This is a genomic window from Agrilactobacillus fermenti, from assembly GCF_047943045.1.
Lineage (GTDB): Bacteria > Bacillota > Bacilli > Lactobacillales > Lactobacillaceae > Agrilactobacillus > Agrilactobacillus fermenti.
Genome location: NZ_CP181347.1, coordinates 2,445,966 through 2,467,390, shown reverse-complemented (window position 1 = coordinate 2,467,390; position 21,425 = coordinate 2,445,966). Strand labels below are relative to the sequence as shown.

The window sequence follows — 21,425 nt, the reverse complement described above, 5'->3', positions numbered from 1 at the left end:
GAGGCACGTGATTTGGCTAAACGCAAGGCGAAAACAATGGCGCCAAATGAAAAACGACATAAGCTTCGACCAGGATGGCGTGCTTTTTGGATTGTAGTAGCTACGCTTTATGCGTTGGTAATCCTAGGGGCAGGCTGGTTTTGGCACACACACGGCGCAACATATAAACAAGCAATTGCGGATGGTTTTGCACTGAGTAAAACTGTCACTAAGAATTCCTTTTATCCAAAACAACCGACCAAAGTGTTGGATCGTAACGGGACCGTTATGAAGACTTTGACGCATACCCAATCAACGTATATCACATACAAAAAGATCAATCCGATGCTGACCAAAGGGCTTGTAGCTGTGGAAGATAAGCGGTTTTATGAGCATCATGGGGTTGATCCTTACGCTATTATTCGTGGGGGCTTTCAGTTTTTGCTCTATCACCAAGTTCAAGGCGGGTCCACTTTGACCCAGCAATTGGTCAAAAATATTGTCTTAAAAGATCAGACGCAATCGCCTACACGAAAGCTAAAAGAGATGGTCATTGCTCAGCAGCTAGAGAAGAAATTTACCAAACATGAACTGCTGGAATTTTATTTGAATGATGTTTATTTAGGCCATGGGACGTATGGCATCGGCAGTGCCGCGGAATATTATTTTTCCAAAAATCAAAAAGAGCTGACTTTACCTGAATTGGCGCTGTTGATCGGTTTGCCTAATAATCAAGTACTGTATGATCCCCTAGTTCATCCGCAAGCGGCAAAACAGCGCCGTGATACCGTGTTAATGGTCTTGCATCAGCAGAAGTTGATTACGACTAAGCAATTTAATCAAGCACTAAAAACGCCGTTATCGTTGAAGATACATGATTTTACCTATGATAATGACATTAGTTCAAACTATGCCTTATCAGCGGCCATCAACAATACGGTTGAAGAAGTTATGCGCGCGCATGGTTTTGTATTTAAATACAGTTTTGCTAATGATGCCGCTCAAAAGCGTTATGATGAGTCTTACAATCAAGCCTATAAAACCTATCAAGGTCAGATTTTAAATGGCGGTTATACGATCAAAACAACCATCGATCAAAATTTACAAAATCAAGTTCAGCAGCAGGTTCAAAAAACTTTTACAGGCTATAACACTCGGTCGGCTGATGGTAAACTGCAACCTCAAGTTTCTAGTACTGTCGTAGATAATAAAACGGGGAATGTTCTGGCTGTGATCGGCGGTCGAACGACAGATGGCGACCACCTGAACCGGACTTTTGCGGCGCCACGACAGCCAGGATCTGCTTCTAAGCCATTGACAGCGTATGCGCCGGCGTTTGAACGGGGTTACACACCCCAAAGCGTCGTCGTGGATGGACCGGTGGCTAACTCTGCCGTCAAAAACTGGTATACCGGATATAAGGGGCCGGTGACGCTGCGTTATGCTTTAGAGCAATCAATCAATACAGTGGCTTTCAAATTAGCTTTGTCGGATACGAACCGCACCTTTTACGATGATTTGGCTAAGATGGACTTTAGCTCGATCACGCCTGAAGATCGCAACCCTATTATTGCGATCGGGGGGTATAGCCACGGGGTAACGACCACGGAAATGGCTTCGGGGTATAGTAGTTTTGCCCGCGGTGGCGATTTTATTCAACCAACCAATATCTCAGAAATTTATGATACTGGGCAGCACCGTATGATTTATCAAAATGCCCACTCTAAAGTGCCAGTCTATACTGAAAATGCCAGCTATATGATGCTTAACACCATGCAATCAGTGGTCAAAAATGGGACAGGGAAACCCGCAGCTCTAGACAATTTTCCCTATACAGCTGGTAAAACCGGTACCACTGATGATAATAAGGATGTTTACTTTGTCGGTATGACACCTGAGTTTACGGTGGCAACTTGGGTCGGTTATGACAAACCCCAGTCTTTGACTGAGGCTGAGACCAACCTGCCGATGCAGGTATTTAAGAATGTTGGCCAGTTCTTAGTCAGCGACTTAAAAGAGCCTCAAACTGACTTTCCAATGCCCAGCACGATCATCAAAAAAGGCGATGATCTGACGGCAACGAAAGAGTCCAAGAAACAAACGCCTGCGGACATTATTGACAATGCCATGACGACGTTTATTGCCCAACAAGTGGCTGCCAATAAGAATCGTTTGGCTAATTTAGATTATCGACTGATCTATCATTTATCTAAAGCTGAAGAACAGCGCCGCGAACAGGTCGTACGAGAGGCTATTAATAGTTTTGATCCAAGTCAAATGACCAAGGCCTCAGAATATGGGCAGTATTTGGATAAGCTGCAGCAAGTCCGCTATAAGAATCAAAAAGTTCGTCATATGAAAGCCAAGCAAGACTTTGATCAGCAGATCCTACAATTACAAAAAACATTGAATGTTCAAAAAGCGACTTTAGATCAAGAGAAAGAAAATAGTCGTCAGTCAGCCTTGAATGCCCAAAAGGCTCAGGTCGAACAGGAGAAAGATCAACAGCGGCAGCAAATTCTTGCCGGTTTACGCAGTCAGTATACGACACAGCTACAAAAGACCCGGACGGCGTATCAAAATAATGATAGTGATAAAGAACAGCAGCGACAAAAGTTGATCGATATCATGAATCAAATTCGGAGTTATGGCGGCAGCGCGCCAGATGTGACGATTGATGCTGGGACAAGTACTGCTTCAGATAGTAGTACGGCTAGTAGCAACAGTAGTTACAGTAGTCGTTAAGGAAGTGTTTAAGATGATTGATTTTCAAGTAATTCAAGGAGATATTACTAAAAGCCAGGTAGATGCCATCGTAAATGCGGCCAATACCTCTTTATTGGGTGGTGGCGGTGTCGATGGCGCAATCCATCGGGCGGCTGGACCAGAGTTAGATGCCGCTTGTCGTAAATTAAATGGTTGCCCCACGGGTGAAGCCAAAACCACACCTGGGTTTCGCTTGCCAGCTAAGTATATTATCCATACACCCGGCCCAGTTTGGCATGGTGGCCAGCAAAATGAAGCTCAGCTGTTGCACAATAGTTATTGGCACAGTCTAGTGCAAGCAGAGCAACATCAGTGTGAGACCGTGGACTTTCCTTCAATCAGTACGGGAGTTTATCGCTTTCCCCTGGATCAAGCAGCTGAGATCGCTGTTCAAACGATCAAAGATTTTTTGACCCAAGCGACGATTGTTCGCCAAGTCCGCTTAGTCGCTTTTGATAGTGTCACGAAACAAGCCTATATGCAGGCAAAAAAGAAAATAATTGGAGGATAATTATGGCACAAGATTATATGTTATTAGCAGCCCAGGCAGCCGAACAAAATCTGACAACTGGAGATGGCGGCCCCTTTGGCTGTGTGATTGTCAAAGATGACCAGATCATTGCTCAAGCCCACAATCAAGTGTTAGTCGATCATGATCCTACAGCTCATGCTGAAATCACGGCTATTAGAAAAGCCACCCAAAAGTTAGGGACGCATGACTTAACCGGCTGTGTACTTTACACATCTTGTTATCCATGTCCCATGTGTTTGGGGGCTATCATTTGGGCCAATATTAAAAAAGTTTATTACGGGAATACTGCTAAAGATGCGGCTGAAATTGGATTTCGTGATGATTTTATTTATGATTTCATCAAACACGATGCCCAAGATACAACCGTTTTAGATCTTAAACAAGAACAGCGTGACGTAACGATCAAAGCTTTTGACGCTTTTAAAGCAGCTAGTGATCGGCAGCTTTATTGAGGCTTAGCTGACTTGGGTTGTATTTTCGCATCACTGGGCCAAGTCTCCAGCTCATAAGCCATGCCCCAGAAGTTATATTCCATGGCACTGCTGATCACAAAAGCATCGACCATTTCTTGCTGCTCCGCTGGCGTGGTTTTAGGGTCCGCATAGACGTGGTTGATGATTTGCTTAAAGGTCTGGACGGATTCGGTCATCTCGTCACTGGCATAAGTGTCGATCCAACGTTGATAGAGTTGATTCGGGGAGCCCTTGGTAGCTAAGCGCTGGCCGATCGCTTGATAGAGCCAAGCACAAGGCAACAAGCTAGCCAAAGCGACATTCGGTGTATGTTCGACTAATTGTCGGTACATATGGGAAACATAATGATAAGCTGTAGGCGCTATTGGAGTTTGAGCGATTTCTGCCGGTTTGATCTGTAACTCTTGGAAGAAATCATGACGCACCATCTGCTCACCATCGGCTAGGTTATTGGCGCTTTGGTACATTAAGGCTTTCACCTGGGTATCACTACTTTGCTGGGCAATCAATAAGTGGATCTTACTGAAGTGTTCTAGATAATAGCGATCCTGCAATAAGTAGTAACGAAAGGCAGTGCTGGCTAAGTCACCAGCAACCAGTTCTTTGATAAACGGATGTGTAAAGCTGCCCTCCCAGTAAGGACGTGCTTGAGCTAAAGCAATCTCTGTAAACATAAAAAACCTCCTGTTGCGACACTGGGTGAATCATTTGGCAGAGTCTTTGCCATCCATTTGCTTGCGAACAATTAAATTTTAAATTTGTTCCAAAAGGCAACACCCTCAACTAACCACGAATGGCTCAAATGGCAAGCCCCCATTTTTCGCAATTCTTGTTAGTACTCAGGTATTGAACGCCTTTTGTCTCCCGCCCCGTATAAAAAAACCGAAGTAAAAGTTTACTTTTACCCCGGTTTTTTTATATGCACTTAACGTAAAGCGACTGAAAGCATCGCTTAAAGTCTGTTCGTTGGCATTTTCCTGCGGCAGTATTAACTGCATCAGGTTCAATGGGTTTGATCTCAGCCGAGGGGCACCCCAAATGTCACAATATTTTGATGTATGAAAGTATTATAACCTTTTTTCGCCTTCAAGGTTACGAATTTCGGTCACATCTTGAGAAACTTCTAAACAGCCTAAGTAATTTTCGTCGCTGTCACGCACAGCAAAGTAACGAATATAGACAAACTTTTCGCCATGAAGGTTGATCCAAAAGTCAGCGTGGTCATTTTTGTGGTCCCGAAAATCATCTAGGATCTTTTGTACTTTATCCATACTTTTAGGGGGATGGCAATTGACAACGGCACGACCGATCACAGCTTTGGTACGCGGAAAGACACGATCACCATTATCGGAAAACCAGCGAACAATATCTTGGTCATCCACAAACGTGACATCCACTGGTAGAACAGACAGCACGTTGGTCAACTGGGCTAAGTCCATGGTTCCGGTAGGAAAGTTGATCTTAGCGGGACTATTTTCATCAATCTGGATATAGGCTTTATCTTTAAGTTGTTGCCGAGCTTGCTTATCACGGACATGGCGCTGTTGTTTCAGCTTTGGTTTTGGCGCCGCTTCAGCCGTTGCTGTTTTAGTCTCGGTAGCTGAATTAGCAGTTTCGGTAACTTTCACTTGCCGTTTAGCCTCATCTTCTTTTTGCATGGCTAAGGCCATTTCGTTAAGTTCTTTGGCGAGTTTGGAAGGTTTACGTTTGGCAGCTTCGGCGCGATCCGCATCGGTAGGCTGCCAGGGCAATGGTTCGGGAATTAGCGTATAACCAGTTTCTTTACTCTCCGCTGCAATCATTCCCCAATCGTCAGGCGTAAAGACCTCATCTACCATGGGCAGCATGATTTGTTCTTCTTTAAAGATCATTTCTTGAATCTCTTTGTTGGCTTTTTCGATTGCTGTTTCTAAATCATATTTCGTCGGGGTAGGCTCTTGAACTGAGAGTTGATAAGCAGTTTTGATCCAGCCTCTGATTTCATCATCTACACCCCACATGACTTTAGGTGGCGCGGTGATGCCATATTTATCCATTAAGGGAAAAATTAAATTCTCTTTGCGGGCATAGTGATGATCAATAGTCATGAGGTCTTTCAGCGCATTTTGGATGCGTTTCAAATAAGCGGCATCGCGCTTAGCTTGATCTTCATCTGGACCATGCATGACATCCTGGTCGCTGCTGTCAGGACTTTGCTGCCACCGCTTCAATACTGGCAGTAATTCATCATCTAATAAAGAAGTAAGAACCATATTTTCTAATTTCATGGTTGCGATGGGGTGCCCGGGGGTATCTTCAGCTTTAGAGGGGGTTTGATCGTTTTTGATAGCACCCTTAAAAACAGAAGCATGCACATTACAAAGGTTTTGAATTTCCATCGGGTTTAAGCCAGTAGCAATCAATTCCCGTTCTGCTGAAGTGATTTCAGACACATCAACACTGGAAAAAGTTTCATCAAAAATCCGTTTGGCGTCTTCAAACTTTCCACCTTCATGCAACATTTTTAAGATCTCAACGATTTTTTTCTGCCGATAGGCGCTATTATGTAATTCTTCAGCTGTTGGCATGGTTGATCACCTCAAATCCTTGATCTTGTAATTTGGCAATAATTTCAGTTAGCGGCACTTTTTTTAAAGCGGCGCCTTTAGGAATTGTCATGAAACGGCCGGCCGTATTTAACATGCCGGGTTTCTTGATATCCTTTAGACCAATATTATATAAAACGTCTATGACTTCAGGATATGCTTTAGCGAGGTCATAGACCAATTTGCTTAAATCCAGTGTTTTCGTCATAAAGACAGCACCTCTTTCTTGGGGGGAAAATAATGCGATGAGTTGCTCAAATTATAACAAAATTTATGGGTAAATGAAAACGGTTATCAATTAGATAACCGCTCACACTAGGGGACTGCTATTTTTTAAACCGTTGCAATAAATCAACTTTCTTGGCGCGCTGGTAGCGAATGTCCACAAGATCTGACCAGAAGCGAAAAATCATGATAAGCGTTAGTAGTAATAAGATGACCCAAGCGCTTTTCGAGTAAAAAAAGAGTCCCAAAATTGTGTCTGCTAGTAAAATGGCGATGCCGCCTAAAGCTAAGTATTTGGTTACTAATAATAATGCTAAAGCAACTAGTAAGCTAACTAGACCCCAGAGCGGGTTGTATAGTAAAACGATAGCCACTGCAACGGCAACACCTTTACCACCTTTAAATTTAAGCCAAATAGGGAAATTATGGCCCAAAGTTACACCAAGCCCGGCATATAGGATCACCATTCGGCCTAATGCCGGGAAAAGCAGATAACTTAACCACATAGCCAGAACGGTTTTTGCTAGATCAAAAATTAGAACTAGGATACCGTATTGTTTACCTAGAACAGCGCCTACATTAGCTGTACCGGGATTTCCAGAGCCAAAGGTAGTTGGGCTTTGCCCCGTTTTCAGATAAGAAATAACATAGGCAAAAAGAAAATTGCCCAGGAAATAACCGATGAGTATGCTATAAAAAATTTTCATAATTTCCTCCAAACATTAATATAAAGATCATAAGAAAGTTTGGTAAATTTGTAAATTCCAGCTTATCATAGGTGATGAAGTTTTTTTGTTGGAGGGATTATGTGAATCGTAAGAATACGCGGCCAAAGTTGTCACGCCAACTGATTTTAATCATGGCAATTGCTTGTGGTGTCGTCGTGGCAAATATGTATTATGTTCAGCCAATTGGTAATTTAGTGGCGCAGTCATTTCATATTTCTGTTGGTCAAGTTGGCGCCGTTTCAACCGTCACGCAGTTTGGTTACGCCCTTGGTTTATTATTTTTGGTGCCGCTGGGCGATGTGGTCAGCCGTTATAAATTGATCATTAGAATGGCGTTACTATCCAGTTTATCTTTATTGGCTGCTTTTTTTGCGCCCAATTTCATGAGTTTTATTACGGTTAGTTTCTTGATTGGGCTCTTATCGATCATCCCACAGATCATTATTCCTTATGGGGCTGTTTTGGCAGGTACCGAGCGGCGTGGGCAAGTTATGGGAACATTATTAGGCGGGTTATTGATCGGGATATTAGTTTCCCGAACTTTTAGTGGTATCTTGAGCAATTATATACCTTGGCGCTACGTCTATTTGATTGCTGTTTTGATGATCCTGATTTTAGTGGCATTTTTGAGTAAAATGCTGCCGAAAGATCAACCGATCCATCAACGCAATTACTTGGATGCTGTTCGTTCAATGCCAGGTTTAGTCAAAAAACAGCCAGTTTTACGAGAGTCAGCAATCAACGGCTTTCTCATGTTTGGCACGTTCAGTATTTTTTGGTCGACCCTGGTTTTCTATATTGCAGCGCAATACCATCAGGGGAGTGGGATGGTTGGCTTGCTAGCTTTGCTTGGGGCTGGTGGGGCTTTAGCAGCGCCAATTATCGGTCGCTTTGCGGATGAAATGGCACCCCGTAAGATTGTTGGCATCGGGTTAGTATTACAAACGCTAAGCTTTTTATTATTACTAGTATTAGGACAACATCTTGCGGCATTGATCGTTGCCATTATTTTGCTCGATGTGGGCAACCAATGCGGTCAAGTAGCGAACCAGACACGGGTACAAAACCTGGGTGAAGCCGTTAGTAACCGGAACAATACTGTTTTCATGTTTAGTTATTTCATTGGTGGCGCGTCTGGGTCACTACTAGGCACCTTGGCTTGGGAACACGCTGCTTGGTTTGGCGTGTGTCTGTTAGCATTAGGGTACCAAGTGGTGGGGCTGCTATTGCATTATTTAGTGTATCAGGAAAGATAAGTGTTATAAAATAGGACTGTTCTGATTTTTATCGTGGCGAACATTGCAACCAGAACTTACAATAATGTTATTTTAGGTAGTGTATTATTATTTATTGGGAGGAATCAAATTGGACCAGACAAATAAAAGCCTTTTTTGGCTGCGAAAACTACTTTGGCAAGACAGGATGGCGGTTGTTCGCAGCAGCTTAATCGGCTTGATTCTACTTATTGCTATTTTTCTAGGTATTACTCAGACGCAGCAGTTAAGCAAAGTTGAGCACACCAGTCAAAGCGTTAAGACCCAGCAAGATATTACAAACTTTTTTAGTACTCAAGTTGGTCAAAACGTGAATACCGGAGATTTCAATCGTAATCTTTTGCAACAAAGATTTGGCAAGCCTACTAAGGTTATTGCTGAAAATAAGGCTGTCAACGGCGGAAACGTAACGATCACCACTTATATTTGGCACCCGAATACGGCGCGAGCAATGTATCAAACGATGCGTTTTGGTGTTTGGCAAGAGCAAGTCGTTGAAAAATCCCTTTCAGGGGTGGACCGTTCTCGATTAAAGGGCACGTTGATTCATACATTAGCTGATACGCCTAAAGCACAGTTGAATGAAAGCATTGTGATGCAGCGATTGGGCTATCCCACAGATTATCAGGCTTCAACCTTGACCAATCAATTAGAGTCTAAATTGACATATGCTGGCCAATCAAGCCAAAAATATCACTTTGAATTCAAGAATAATCAGCTGACGAGTCAATCGATTGGCGGTGGAAAATAATGACAGAAACTAAAAAAACAAATACAAATCGTACTTATGTTGCCACATTACTGTTGGGCTTGCTCTTTATTTTTTTGAGTTGGCTAAGTGTTTGGCCGGGTTTGAAAACGGGCCAGTTATATTCCTATGGGGATCTGCAGTTTCATGCGCAGCGTATTGCTGAAGTAGCGCAAAACTTAAAACACGGTAATTTAGTACCTTTTATTAATACATATACTTTTAGCAATGTTGGGGTGCCCGTTAATGCCATGTACCCTGGCTTGCCAGTGTATCTCAGTGCAATTTTACAATTAATTTTGCATAATCCAGTGACGGCACTATATCTAACTTTAGCGATCCAGACTTTTTTGACGCTGACGCTGGGTTATTTTGCCATTGCACGTTTTTCTGGTTCTAGACGGCAAGCACTCATTTTTGCGGTAGCTTATGCTTTCTCGATTACTAGGATTACTGTGATGTATGGCAGCTTTGTTTTTGGGGAAAGTTGGGCAATTACTTTTCTACCATTGGTATTCCTAGGAACTTATGAAGTATTGCGGCGCGATGCGCAACATTGGTACAGCTTAGCTATTGGTCTGACGTTGATCTTTTTATGTCATGTCCTTAGCTTTATTTTTGTCGGCATCTTAGTGTTGCTATGTAGCTTGGCAAATGCTTTGAAGTTCTATCGAGAGAAAAAGCGCTTGTTCTCCTTGGGCAAGGCAGGAGTGTTGACTGTACTTTTAACTGCTTGTTATTGGCTGCCAGCACTTAAATTTGGGACCCGAGTGACCATGCAAAAGCCGTTTACCTTTCAGCTAAACCAATTTTCGGCATCGCTTCATGATCTGGTTACACAGTCGTTACATGTCCAATTAACCAGTTTTAATATTGGTTTGATTGGTTTAATAGCAGTCGTTTTAGGCCTTGTTTTCATTGTAAAACTACCTTTAACATATCGGGTCACTTATATTATCGGGTTAGTGTTATTAATGCTAGGAACAAAATTAGTTCCTTGGCAAGATTGGCAAAACTCTCAAGTGGCAATCATTCAATTCCCTTATCGCTTTTTGATCTTTGCAATGTTCTTCTTGATGATCGTTTTAGCCTATGTGATCGACCTAGTTCTAAAGAAATTGCCAAGCTGGACATTGGTCTTACCACTGGTATTATTGATTTTACCCGCAACGATTGGCTTTAATAATTGGGTGAAGTCTGCCCAAACACTGCCAGAATTGAATTATTTGAGTACAGCAATACGGCCAGTACCCCGAACGAATGGCGGAGTTACCTTCAAAGTCAACCAGGCGAATTATCATAATATGTTGGGTTACCACGATATGGTAGACTATTGGCCAGCAGCAACTGTCCCTAATGCGAATATGATCAAGATGCACCTAGGGATGATTAATGGTGAGCTTAAGACGTTTAATCATATTACTAGTCAACCGAATGGTATGACCTATCATTTTTCTGCGCCCAAACAAGCCCTGGTGGATTTACCTTTCTTGATTTATGGGCATAATTATCAAGTACGGTTGAATGGACATCAAGTGCCTTATCAAGTTGCCGATGACCACACGCTGGTTTTAACAACTGCAAAAAACCAGAATGTGGTGACCGTTAGATATATCCCAACACTGCTGACTTATTTAGCCTTTGGTTTAACGTTAATTGGTCTGGTAATTCTAGGTTTTGAGATAGTTCAACGAAGAAAGCTCAATCAAAATGAAGCATAAGCTTGGTCTCACGGGGCACCATGTGTTAATAGGCTACACGTTGATGGGGCTTTTACTGCTCATTGATGGCTGTTTTTTGTTTTACAAATTGGGGACGGTACCTCATATATTTATTGATGAAAGTGCTTTGGCTAACGAGGTCCAAAGTTTGGCAGATTATGGTCAAGATACCCACGGCTATTCCTGGCCACTTTACTTTCAAGGTCCGTTTGGGGGTCAATCGATCCTTTACAGTTTCTTTGTGGTTCCAGTTGTCAAATTATTTGGCTTTTCAATCGCTGCATTTCGGGCACCCTTTGTGATCATTACGTTGTTGCTGATCCTTAGCATAAGCTTGTTAGTTCGTAAATTAGCACAGCATTTCGCTGCCAGCCTGTTGGTAGAATTAACGCTGATAACGGCTCCTTGGTTGTTTATTTCGACACGTTGGGTGTTAGATTGTAATATTGCGCCAATCATGGTAATTTTTGGGATTGAAGGCTTAATGTTGGCCTTTCGGGCGCAGACTAAAAAGTGGCGTCTGAGCTGGTTACTTTTAGGCACAGCGTTCATTGCCATTGCGGCATACGGCTATTCAGTGGCTTGGCTATATTTGCCGGTTTTCTTACTGATATTGGCGATTTATACTTTCGTTAAGAAATTACTAACCTGGCAGGAACTTGGCATGGCCTTAGTTTTAACAGTACTTTTGGTTTTGCCTTTAGTTATCTTCGCCATCGATACGAATATTTATCATATTACAACGGCTAAACATTTCTTGTGGTGGACGCTACCACCTTATAGCAATAATCGGAACGTTTCCTTTATCGACTTTCATGCACCTAATATTGTTGACATCGCTATTGCCAACCTAGGTGCTGGTATACAGCAATATATTAAGGGCAGCGATGGGCTTGCCTGGAATTCATTGGCACCTTATGGCGTGATTTATCCAGCCTTGTTGCTATTACTGCCAGTGGGCATCTTTGCCTATCATCAGGCTGATTCACGATTAAATATATTTAGAAATCTTGTGGTGATTAGCTTAGTCAGTTTTGTGCCACTGATGTTGATCGTTAAACCAAACTATAATCACTGGAATTTTATCAATCTGCCATTAATGATTTTGGTGGGGCTTGGTTTTTGGTACAGTTATCAGTTTATTCGCGTATGGCTGGTAAGAGCAGCCATAGTTTTACTGCCAGTCGTACTGGGGCTGCTTTTTGTCCATGCTTATTATGGTTCAGCAAATATGCCGACATATTTTACAGCAGGCGTTCAAAATAACTATTTACAAGCTAGCTATCAAAATATTGATCAGATCAATCAATTTATAAAGCAGCATCCTAACCGCTATTTGTATGTCAGTCAGCTTAGTTCAACGTTTACTTATTTCAAAACGGTGGCTATTGTGAGTCCAGCTGAAGATGCTAAGATTAGCGATACACCGGCTGGCTTCCAACCTAAATTAAAGTATGGAGCACTGCGCGACTTATCGCAGTTTAAAACCATTCGCAAGCGGGATTATGCACTATTGCCGTATGCAAATGTCAATTCAGCACCGATTGGGACTACCTTTACATTTCAAAATATGGAACAGGATAAATTTAAAATCGTTAAAGTAACGCCGTATTTATCGGCCCCTAATGCAATTGTTCAAAGAATTAAATAATGTTTGAAACTATTGTTGTTGATGCTTTTAATACATAGACAACAATAGTTTTTTTGTTTGGCACAAGTAAAAAGGTGCTCAGTGATTGAGCACCTTTTGATTAATTTCTGCTGTAATTTGTTTATTGACATTGCATTCTGAGGATTGGTTTTGAAGTGTATCCGAAGAGTTTCCATTATTCGATGACGGTTTATCAGATTGGCCGGACATGACATATTTCCCATCTGCTTGTTTGATCCATGAACTCTGTTCATCCCAACCAAAAGCATAACTTAAACTTTGATCAACAATCTCGGCTGCTTTTGGTAAAGCACCCTTAGGAATTTTATTGAGATTGAATACCACTTCAGTCCCAACAACCGGAACTTCAAAGCCTTCTTTTTGAGAGAGGACGAGTTCTTGCAATTGTGTCGGGGATAACTTTTGACTGCCGAGTTTATCTAATTCACCGGCTAATAAATTATCTCTGGCAATGATGCCACCTTGATGATAGACATAAATTGTTTTACCAACCAAGTCGCTGGCTTTTCCAGTAAACTCTTGATGAACGTAAACTGATAAAATTGTTACTGGCATATTTTGTGCAGCAGGTACATTGGTCCAATTTGTAATGACGCCTTGAATGGTCGCTGTCGTTTTATGAACCATATCTTGGTAACTATCTCTGCCAAAAGCATAACTTGCTTCACTTTTATAAGTTTGCTTTGGAAGCTTGTTCAGGTTATCTTGTTGGATTTTTTGGTGCTTCTTTGCGATTGCTAAGGTATTTTGATACTGATTTGTCCGATGCATCGAGGTGGTTGGTTTTGCCTTTTGATTAGTGGATTCTTTTTGTGTTGTACATGCCCCCAAAAATATTGGTAAGCTTAAGCACAATAATGAATGAGCAATTAGTTTTTGATTTTTCATCCCTTAAGTTTATCATTATTTGAATCCTATTGTCTTGTGATCAGAATAAACATTATGGAAAGATACTGCTGATCTAAATCAACGGGGTAGTAACTATTTAAATAACAAAAAAGAAGCCTTAGGCAAAAACACTTTTTTGTCCAGGGCTTCTTGGGGAATAGGGGGAGAGATGTATTTATCTTTTCTACATTTTTGGGAGGAAGGTATTTAAGATAAGTGGGTTATACATCTCTGTAACTATATTATTGCACAAAACGTTTTAAAAAACTCTCAAATTTGTTAAAACCCAAGTCTCATTTTGAAAGTTTACGTTATTAATTAGATAACAACTGTTTCACATCTGGATGCAACGCATGAATCCCACGATAGTCGATCTTGCCATTTCCAGTTCTTGGCAACGTTTTTAGAAGGTAGAATTTCTTCGGAACTTTGTAGTGAGCAAGATATTGGCGGCCAAAGGTGGTCAATGTTTGAGTCGAGAGCTGGGCTTGTGGCTTAGCAACGATATAGGCAATTGGGATTGCACCCCATTGCGGATCAGACTCGTGACTGATCACAATTTCTTGAATATCAGGGTAATTGTGGTAAACATCTTCGATTTCATTGGGGAAAATATTTTCGCCGCCGCTAATAAACATCGTGTCCTGTCGACCTTTTACGAAAAGAAAATGGTCAGCATCAAGGTAGCCAACGTCACCAGTTTTAAACCAATGGTCTGGGGTAAACTTTTTTTGAAAAAGTTCTGGTTGATTCAGGTAGCCTTGAGCGATCGTTGGACTTTTCAATTGGATTTCGCCCAATTTTTTATTTTTCGGATGATCGATTCGAAGCTGTACCGGGAACAAAGCTTGCCCTGAAGAGCCTAGTTTACGTTGCGCGTCTTTGAAGTTTAACGCGACGACATTTGAAGCAGTCTCTGTCATACCATAGGATTGCACTACTGGTATATGACGTTGCTGGCATGCGGTCAAAGTTTGTTGGTCAGTGGGGCCGCCACCTAAGAACATAATTCTAAACTTTGATTGGTAGTGTTGGGTTAAAGGTAACGCTGCTAGTAATTTTTTTAACATATAGGGGACGACAGAAATGATGGTAACTGGTTCATGACTCAATAATTCGTTAATACGCTGGGCTGAAAATTTAGGTTCCAAATAGACTGTGAGGCCATAGATCAAACTGCGCATCATGATCGACAAGCCACTAATATGAAATAATGGGACCGCACAGAGCCAAGCGTCTTGGTCAGTTAGTTGGAAGTTTAGCCCCGTGCCAATAGCCGAATAGAAATGATTGCCAAAAGTTTGCATGACACCCTTGGGTCGACCAGTGGAACCAGACGTGTACATAATATCAGCCAACTGATCATTTTTAAATTCAGCTTGAACTTGGAACGGTTTAATGGCTGCCCGCGTTAATTCGGATGTGGTGATCGTTGGCATATTTAACTGTTCCGGGGATATTTGGTTGCTTAAAGCTTGGTCTAAAATAACCAGCTGTGGCTGCGCATCACTTAGTTGTAAATTCAATTCTCTAACGGATAGGCGAAAGTTTAGCAGTACTAAAGGTAAGCCTAATTGATGAACCGCTAAAATTGCTTGATAAGTGATCAAATTATTGTTGCCAATCACAGCAACAGGTCGCTGATCGGTGAGCTGCTGGTTGATTTGACCTGCTAGTTGTTGAACCATTTGATTTAATTCTGAAAAAGTAATGTGCTTGTCTTGATAAACCAACGCTATTTTTTCGGCAGAAAGCTGGCTACGTTTTTTGAGCCAATTTTCCATAGCATGACCTTCTTTTTGTGGGGATTTGGTGGGGGAAATGGGTTCGTGTGCCCAACTTCATCACTCAACTACGAATGATTTATGGGGAAATTCACCCACTGCATCATTCTAGGTTGGTGCTCGAAAACGACCCGAAGCTGCTCACGCTCTGTTTTATGGGAACTTAGGGAATTGATCAAAGTCAGGGTCACGTTTTTCATTGAAAGCGTCGCGGCCTTCTTTACCTTCATCAGTGGTGTAAAAGAGCATGGTTGCGTCACCGCCGAGTTGCTGTAATCCAGCAAGGCCATCAGTGTCCGCGTTCATCGCTGCTTTGATAAGGCGGATCGCTGTTGGCGAGCGTTTAAGAATCGTTCGGCACCAGTCAATGGTCACTTTTTCGACGTCAGCTAGTGGGACGACTTTATTGATCCAGTTCATGTTATAAGCTTCTTCAGCTGAGTAAAATTCATTTAAGAACCAAACTTCTTTAGCCCGTTTATGACCGATGACGCGGGCTAGGTAGCCAGAACCATAGCCAGCATCGAAACTGCCGACTTTTGGTCCGGTCTGACCAAACTTAGCGTTGTCAGCGGCAATGGTCAAATCACAGACAAGTTGTAAAATATTACCACCACCGACAGACCAGCCCTTGACCATAGCAATGACTGGCTTTGGAATCACGCGAATCAGACGTTGGAGATCCAAAACATTCAAACGCGCGATATGGTCAGGGCCTACATAACCACCATTGCCGCGAACAGTTTGGTCGCCGCCAGATGAGAACGCCTTATCACCAGCACCAGTTAAAATGATGACGCCGATGGTCGCATCATCACGACAAATGTTGAATGCGTCGATCATTTCCTGTACGGTTACAGGTGTAAAAGCGTTTAGATGTTGCGGTCGATTCATTGTGATCTTAGCGATTTTGTCCATACGTTCGAAGATGATCTCGCTGTAATCTTTAACTTTGGTCCATTGAAATGCTTCTGTAGACATATATGTATACCTTCTTTTAGGAGTGATTGGATGAATATTTTAGAACACCTTGGCATTCAGACTGTGCAATTAGATGCCAAAACAACGATTCTGGAAATGCCCGTCGCCGATACGGTAAAACAACCATTTGGTATTTTACATGGTGGCGTTAATAGTGTGTTGGCTGAAACAGCCGCTAGTCTGGCTGCTAATGAATTTTTACGAACTCAGCAAACCCAGCAGGTTGCAGTAGGTGTAAACATTCAAACGAATCATTTACGAGCAGTGACTGGTGGTGTGCTCCAAGCAAAATCAAGTCCAGTCCGGTTAGGCCGCCAATTGCTGGTTTATCAAGTCACGACTTTTCAAAAAGGTTCGCAAGTAGCGACCAGTCTTAGTACAGTCACACTAACTGTTAAAACGGTGTCAAAATATTCAGACAAGTCTTAATTTAGCAGATATTTTGGCTAAATGCGAGTATTGATGCTATCTGATAACAATCGTTATGACATATATTGTCTCGTTAAAGTTGGCCAAAGCCTGTACTGTTAGGGAACTGTCAAACCCAAATACCTTATAGGAGTTGAGTCTGCTAAATTTAAAAGGTGTCATTAACTGATGCTGTGGTGGACTTCTAGGTTTGGAGGCAGGAAATGCGGCAAGGCAAATTTAAAATGGTGAATTGTTTTTTTCTTATTGTTTGTTTGTGTTTTTTAACCTTACAACTTAGTCGACCACAACGTATATCTCAAAATACGGTGACTGCGAGTGTGACTGACCAAACGCCAGTTACAACGCAGACATCGACTTGGGTGCGCCACTCCATTGAACTTAAACAGCGAATTGATCTGATTATCAAGGGTATTCAATTTTGGAATTATTAATTATTTGGATTGTCTTACTGTGCTTTTTATGATCCTGGGTTATAATATGGATTGTATTGCACCATATTCTTTGGAGGTGCCCAATGATCCTTATTATTTTGTTAGATATAGCAATGATTGCTAGTGCAGCATATGGTGTGTATTGGCAGTCACAAATTACACTACGCGCACGATATAGCTTATTTACACCTATTTTAGGTGTGGTTTTGAGTATCTGGGTATTGGCAACACCCGGGGCTGCCAATTGGCCCTATATTATTGGTGTTTCGTCATTTATTCTAGTAAACATTATTAATGGCGTCGGTGGTATTGGCAATAAACGCTTGGTGACAACGGGCTTCTTTTCTCGAGTTGTGCCCTATAATAACTTTTCTGAAATCACATTGATACCCGTCGATCTCCCCGATGGTAAGAATCGGGTGATCGCTATTTTCATGACGATGACACATCAACGGGTTCAATTAACTTTTAATCAGACGGTGGAAGCCATTCGGACAGAGTTACAAAAATATTTGCCAGATAATGTCCCCATTAACGTTGAAAACATTAATCAAATGTGACTAAGGTAAAACACCAGTGTTTTTATTTTCAGCCACTAGTTCATTAAGCTTATTTTTGGGGCAAACGTGTTTTAAAAGGCCACGCCATCACCCAATTTAAATGAAAAATTTACCCATAACGTAAGCTTAGGCTGGCGCTCAAAAACGACCCGGGATGCTTACGCTCTTGGTTTGTATTGCCAATTTGTGCTTGTCACAGTTACAATATTGTGGAATAATCGTTCTAGGTGAGAGTGAGACAAAAGGCGTTCAGTGGCCGAGCACTAACAAGAGTCACGATAAATGGTGGGCTTTTCCATTTGAGTGATTCGTAGTTAAGTGAGGACATTGCCTTTTGGAACACGTTTAAGCAATAAATATTCGTAATTAACAAGTGGCTGAAAACAAAACGTTAGTTTTGTCTCAGCCACATGCGCAAAGAAATAAAGCATGTCTGTGAGCATGCATTTTGGAGGCAACACAAATGGAAACCACGAAACTCAATATGTTTACAACTACCCGCAATCAGCGTCGAACGATTTTATCGACGAGTGCGGGTTTTGCTTTGGAAAATATGGATGTGATGTTTCTATCGTTCGCACTGGCACCCATTATTGCTGAACTGCATATTTCCGGTGCAGCAGCCGGGATGATCAGTTCCATCACGAATTTAGGCATGTTGGTCGGTGGCATTATTTTTGGTTTAATTGGTGATCGGGTCGGCCGAGTAAAGACGTTTACTTATACGATCTTTATTTTTGCTTTTGCTACTGCGGCCATGTTTTTTGCTAACTCAATCTGGCTGATCTATCTTTTGAGATTTATCGCGGGGATCGGCGCAGGTGGCGAATACGGTGTTGGCATTACCCTGATTGCTGAGAATTTTCCGAAGCACCGAGTTGGTCGAATGACTAGTGTAGCCGCTGTTGGTGGTCAAGTAGGCGCTATTTTTGCGGCAGTAGCAGCAGCTTTTATTATGCCTCGCTTTGGTTGGCAGACCTTATTTTTAATTGGTCTGCTGCCAGTGATCTTGGCTTTCTTAGTTCGCAAACATCTACAAGAAAGTGATGTATTCTTGACTGACAAGGCACGGGCAGATCGACCTAAAGCTCATCTTGGGGAACTGTTTGCTCCTATTAAGTTGGCGGCCCAAACATTAGGATTGATGTTTATGGTCGTGGTACAGATTGCTGGCTATTTTGGACTAATGAACTGGTTGCCTACGATCATGCAAAAACAATTGGGCATTACGATTTCTGGATCATCACTATGGATGATCGCGACCATTATTGGTATGAGTATTGGGATGGTCACTTTTGGAAATATTCTTGATCGTTTGGGCGCCCGTTTAGCTTATGGCATTTTTCTACTTGGTTCGGCAGCATCGGTTTTTCTCATTACGGTAGTTGTTAATGAAGTGACTTTGATCTTTGCCGGGATGATTCTTGGCTTCTTTTCAAACGGTATGTTTGGCGGTTATGGCGCCATTATTTCAAGATTATACCCAACACATGTGCGTGCCACCGCAAACAATTTGATTGTTAATGTTGGTCGGGCAATTGGCGGATTCTCATCGGTTGTCATTGGTTTTTTAATGGACCATTACAGTTTGGTCATGGTTATGGGATTCTTAGCAACCTTATACATACTCAGCTTTGTGGTCATGCTATCACTACCAGCGTTACGATGTTTGAAGATGGGCGTTAAAACAGAAACCAGCGACATCGACAGTTAAGGGCTGTTCCCCTGGAAGTTAGGTTAAAAAATCTAATTTCTGGGGGCTTTTTTTACAAAAATAGGACATATTATCTAAATCCAGAAACTTTTAGTTGCTATCTATACCAAAATGCAATACTATAATAACAGATACTTATAAAAAGTAAGTGGACGATGTGTAGGAGGTATTCATCTCATGGTAGATATTGAACATTTAGAATTTGGATTAGAAACTTTTGGTGATATTGTTGCAAATGAAGACGGTAGCTTAAAGACAGCAGCCGAGTCGATTCGGCAAATTGTACGTGAAGGTCAGATGGCTGATGAGCTTGGCTTGAGTGTCATGGGTGTTGGTGAACATCACCGGCCAGATTACAGTGTTTCTAGCCCTGAGACGGTACTTGCTGCCATTGCCTCGGTGACAAAGAATATCAAATTAGCCACAGCTGTAACAGTTTTGAGTTCAGATGATCCTGTCCGTGTCTACGAGCGGTTTGCTACTTTAGACGCGCTATCGAATGGACGGGCACAAGTGATGTTAGGTCGGGGCTCTTTCACAGAATCTTTCCCACTATTTGGTTATGATTTAACAGATTATGATGATTTATTTAATGAAAAGTTGGCATTGTATGATCAATTACGGACGGAAAAGCCAGTCACTTGGTCTGGTAAATTCCGTGCCGCTCTACAAGATCAAGAAGTCTATCCGAAGACTGAAAAGGGTGCTCTAGAAACTTATATTGGGATCGGGGGCTCACCGGAGTCAATTATTCGAGCTGTGAAATTTGGCTATAAAGTAATTATTGCGATTATTGGCGGCCAAGCAGATCGCTTTAAGCCCTATATTGATCTATATCATGCGGCGGCTGAACAGTTAGGCAAACCAGAATTTCCAATTGCTGTGCACTCTCACGGTTTTATTGCCGATGATGAGGATGAAGCGATTGAAGTAGCTTTCAAGAATATCAAAGCCAACTTCGACCGTATTGGTCTGACGAGAGGCTGGGCACCAATGAGCCGGGAACAGTTTGATGGTGAAACCAAAGTCGGTTCTTTCTATGTTGGGAATCCTGAAACTGTGGCACAGCGGATGGCACGAACCATTGATCTCCTTGACTTAGGCCGATTCGACATCGTTTACGGTGCCGGCAACCAAACAGCAGCTCAGCGCGAGCGCATGATTGAATTGTATGGCACCAAAGTCGTGCCTCGGGTGAAAGAGATCTTGGCAGAAAAGGCGGCGACGAAATAATGGCAATTCGACGTGTTGGTATCTTGGGTGCTGGTAAAGTCGGGATCGTACTTGCAGGGTTAGCGCTAGCTGCGGGTTATGAGGTGCGTATTTCTGGATCTGGTTCCGTTGAGAAAATTGCTTTGACAATTAAGACCTTAGTACCTGGGGCAATTGCTTCCGAGAACACAGAGGTTGTAGCCAATAGTGATGTGGTTATCTTGGCAATACCTCTGAGTCGTTACAAGAATATTGATCCGACACTGCTTCAAGGAAAACTGGTTATTGATGCGATGAACTACTGGTGGGAAACAGATGGTATTCGTGAAGAAGTCTTAGATCCAACGACAACATCTAGTGAGCAGGTACAGGCTTACTTCAAGGGTGCGACCATTGTGAAGACATTCAACCATATGGGTTATCATAACTTGCAAGAAGAAGCACGGCCTAAAGGGGACGCTAAGCGAAAAGCATTATTTGTGACCGGTGATGATCATGATGCGGTTGATCAGGTGGCAGCGTTCGTCGACAGCATGGGTTTTGATACCGTCGTACATTATCAGATGGCTGATGGTATCATGACTGAACCTGGCAGCCCACTGTTTGGCGCTAGTTTACGGCATGATGAATTAAAGCATACCATTGATCATTTTGATCAGACTGATTTTGGCAAACAGATCGCTGATCGAATGCATTAGTTTGCCAGCTTCATTTAAAAAT

General features: G+C 42.2%; 20 protein-coding genes and 1 riboswitch. Of the genes, 13 read left to right on the top strand and 7 right to left on the bottom strand.

The annotated features are described in order from the left end of the window. Positions 1-12: 12 nt before the first annotated feature. Genes ACNAN0_RS12270 through ACNAN0_RS12260 form a run of 3 tightly spaced genes read left to right on the top strand, consistent with a single transcriptional unit; the run spans position 13 to position 3,729 of the window. The gene (locus ACNAN0_RS12270; RefSeq protein ID WP_416353440.1) at positions 13-2,724 is read left to right on the top strand and encodes a transglycosylase domain-containing protein; all 2,712 of its coding nucleotides are present in this window, start codon (positions 13-15) and stop codon (positions 2,722-2,724) included. A gap of 13 nt (positions 2,725-2,737) precedes the next feature. Further along, entirely contained in the window at positions 2,738-3,256 is a 519-nt protein-coding gene (locus tag ACNAN0_RS12265) for an O-acetyl-ADP-ribose deacetylase (protein ID WP_416353439.1), read from the top strand. Continuing rightward, positions 3,256-3,729: a nucleoside deaminase gene (locus tag ACNAN0_RS12260; protein ID WP_416354206.1), complete on the top strand. Its 474-nt coding sequence runs from the start codon at positions 3,256-3,258 to the stop codon at positions 3,727-3,729. The genes ACNAN0_RS12265 and ACNAN0_RS12260 overlap by 1 nt, the downstream gene beginning before the upstream one ends. On the opposite strand, the gene tenA is transcribed toward ACNAN0_RS12260, so the two are convergent. The 4 genes from tenA to ACNAN0_RS12240 all read right to left on the bottom strand — a co-directional run bounded on the left by tenA (position 3,723) and on the right by ACNAN0_RS12240 (position 7,267). After that, a complete protein-coding gene (gene tenA, locus ACNAN0_RS12255; protein WP_416353438.1) occupies positions 3,723-4,424 on the bottom strand; it encodes a thiaminase II in 702 nt (233 codons plus the stop codon). The genes ACNAN0_RS12260 and tenA overlap by 7 nt on opposite strands. Before the next feature lie 283 nt (positions 4,425-4,707). Beyond that, positions 4,708-4,797: riboswitch (TPP riboswitch) on the bottom strand. Between the two features lie 20 nt (positions 4,798-4,817). Next, the gene (locus tag ACNAN0_RS12250) at positions 4,818-6,317 is read right to left on the bottom strand and encodes a DUF438 domain-containing protein (protein WP_416353437.1); all 1,500 of its coding nucleotides are present in this window, start codon (positions 6,315-6,317) and stop codon (positions 4,818-4,820) included. After that, positions 6,304-6,543 carry a DUF1858 domain-containing protein gene (locus ACNAN0_RS12245; protein ID WP_416353436.1) on the bottom strand — a complete coding sequence of 80 codons (240 nt, stop codon included), beginning with the start codon at positions 6,541-6,543 and terminating at the stop codon, positions 6,304-6,306. The genes ACNAN0_RS12250 and ACNAN0_RS12245 overlap by 14 nt, the downstream gene beginning before the upstream one ends. 118 nt (positions 6,544-6,661) lie before the next feature. After that, a complete protein-coding gene (locus ACNAN0_RS12240) occupies positions 6,662-7,267 on the bottom strand; it encodes a glycerol-3-phosphate acyltransferase (protein WP_416353435.1) in 606 nt (201 codons plus the stop codon). A gap of 152 nt (positions 7,268-7,419) precedes the next feature. Between ACNAN0_RS12240 and ACNAN0_RS12235 the strand changes: the two genes are divergently transcribed. From ACNAN0_RS12235 to ACNAN0_RS12220, 4 genes are all read left to right on the top strand, one after another. Beyond that, positions 7,420-8,544: an MFS transporter gene (locus tag ACNAN0_RS12235; protein ID WP_416354205.1), complete on the top strand. Its 1,125-nt coding sequence runs from the start codon at positions 7,420-7,422 to the stop codon at positions 8,542-8,544. A 109-nt stretch (positions 8,545-8,653) separates the two neighbouring features. Continuing rightward, positions 8,654-9,313, top strand: coding sequence for a hypothetical protein (locus ACNAN0_RS12230; protein WP_230913157.1), 660 nt, complete (start codon positions 8,654-8,656; stop codon positions 9,311-9,313). Then, the gene (locus ACNAN0_RS12225) at positions 9,313-11,031 is read left to right on the top strand and encodes a 6-pyruvoyl-tetrahydropterin synthase-related protein (protein ID WP_230913158.1); all 1,719 of its coding nucleotides are present in this window, start codon (positions 9,313-9,315) and stop codon (positions 11,029-11,031) included. The genes ACNAN0_RS12230 and ACNAN0_RS12225 overlap by 1 nt, the downstream gene beginning before the upstream one ends. Beyond that, entirely contained in the window at positions 11,021-12,682 is a 1,662-nt protein-coding gene (locus tag ACNAN0_RS12220) for a hypothetical protein (RefSeq protein WP_230913159.1), read from the top strand. Before ACNAN0_RS12225 ends, ACNAN0_RS12220 begins: the two co-directional genes overlap by 11 nt. A 78-nt stretch (positions 12,683-12,760) precedes the next feature. Here the strand turns inward: ACNAN0_RS12220 and ACNAN0_RS12215 are convergent, their stop codons facing one another. The 3 genes from ACNAN0_RS12215 to menB all read right to left on the bottom strand — a co-directional run bounded on the left by ACNAN0_RS12215 (position 12,761) and on the right by menB (position 16,356). Then, positions 12,761-13,534: a hypothetical protein gene (locus ACNAN0_RS12215; protein ID WP_416353434.1), complete on the bottom strand. Its 774-nt coding sequence runs from the start codon at positions 13,532-13,534 to the stop codon at positions 12,761-12,763. Between the two features lie 371 nt (positions 13,535-13,905). After that, positions 13,906-15,375 carry an o-succinylbenzoate--CoA ligase gene (locus tag ACNAN0_RS12210; RefSeq protein ID WP_416353433.1) on the bottom strand — a complete coding sequence of 490 codons (1,470 nt, stop codon included), beginning with the start codon at positions 15,373-15,375 and terminating at the stop codon, positions 13,906-13,908. 153 nt (positions 15,376-15,528) lie between these two features. Then, positions 15,529-16,356, bottom strand: coding sequence for a 1,4-dihydroxy-2-naphthoyl-CoA synthase (gene menB, locus ACNAN0_RS12205; RefSeq protein ID WP_230914218.1), 828 nt, complete (start codon positions 16,354-16,356; stop codon positions 15,529-15,531). A gap of 30 nt (positions 16,357-16,386) precedes the next feature. Here menB and ACNAN0_RS12200 point away from each other — a divergent pair, with 30 nt between their 5' ends. The 6 genes from ACNAN0_RS12200 (at position 16,387) to ACNAN0_RS12175 (ending at position 21,403) form a co-directional block, all read left to right on the top strand. Next, entirely contained in the window at positions 16,387-16,785 is a 399-nt protein-coding gene (locus ACNAN0_RS12200) for a PaaI family thioesterase (RefSeq protein WP_230914217.1), read from the top strand. 203 nt (positions 16,786-16,988) lie between these two features. After that, positions 16,989-17,219, top strand: coding sequence for a hypothetical protein (locus tag ACNAN0_RS12195; protein ID WP_416353432.1), 231 nt, complete (start codon positions 16,989-16,991; stop codon positions 17,217-17,219). Between the two features lie 83 nt (positions 17,220-17,302). After that, positions 17,303-17,779 (top strand): hypothetical protein, encoded by a 477-nt coding sequence (locus ACNAN0_RS12190; RefSeq protein WP_416353431.1) that lies wholly within the window; start codon positions 17,303-17,305, stop codon positions 17,777-17,779. 463 nt (positions 17,780-18,242) lie between these two features. Next, complete coding sequence (locus tag ACNAN0_RS12185) at positions 18,243-19,493, top strand: MFS transporter (protein ID WP_416353430.1); 1,251 nt, start codon at positions 18,243-18,245, stop codon at positions 19,491-19,493. Between the two features lie 177 nt (positions 19,494-19,670). After that, positions 19,671-20,726, top strand: a complete 1,056-nt coding sequence (locus ACNAN0_RS12180; protein ID WP_230914213.1) for an LLM class flavin-dependent oxidoreductase — start codon at positions 19,671-19,673, stop codon at positions 20,724-20,726. Continuing rightward, entirely contained in the window at positions 20,723-21,403 is a 681-nt protein-coding gene (locus ACNAN0_RS12175) for an NADPH-dependent F420 reductase (RefSeq protein ID WP_416354204.1), read from the top strand. The genes ACNAN0_RS12180 and ACNAN0_RS12175 overlap by 4 nt, the downstream gene beginning before the upstream one ends. Positions 21,404-21,425 lie beyond the last annotated feature (22 nt).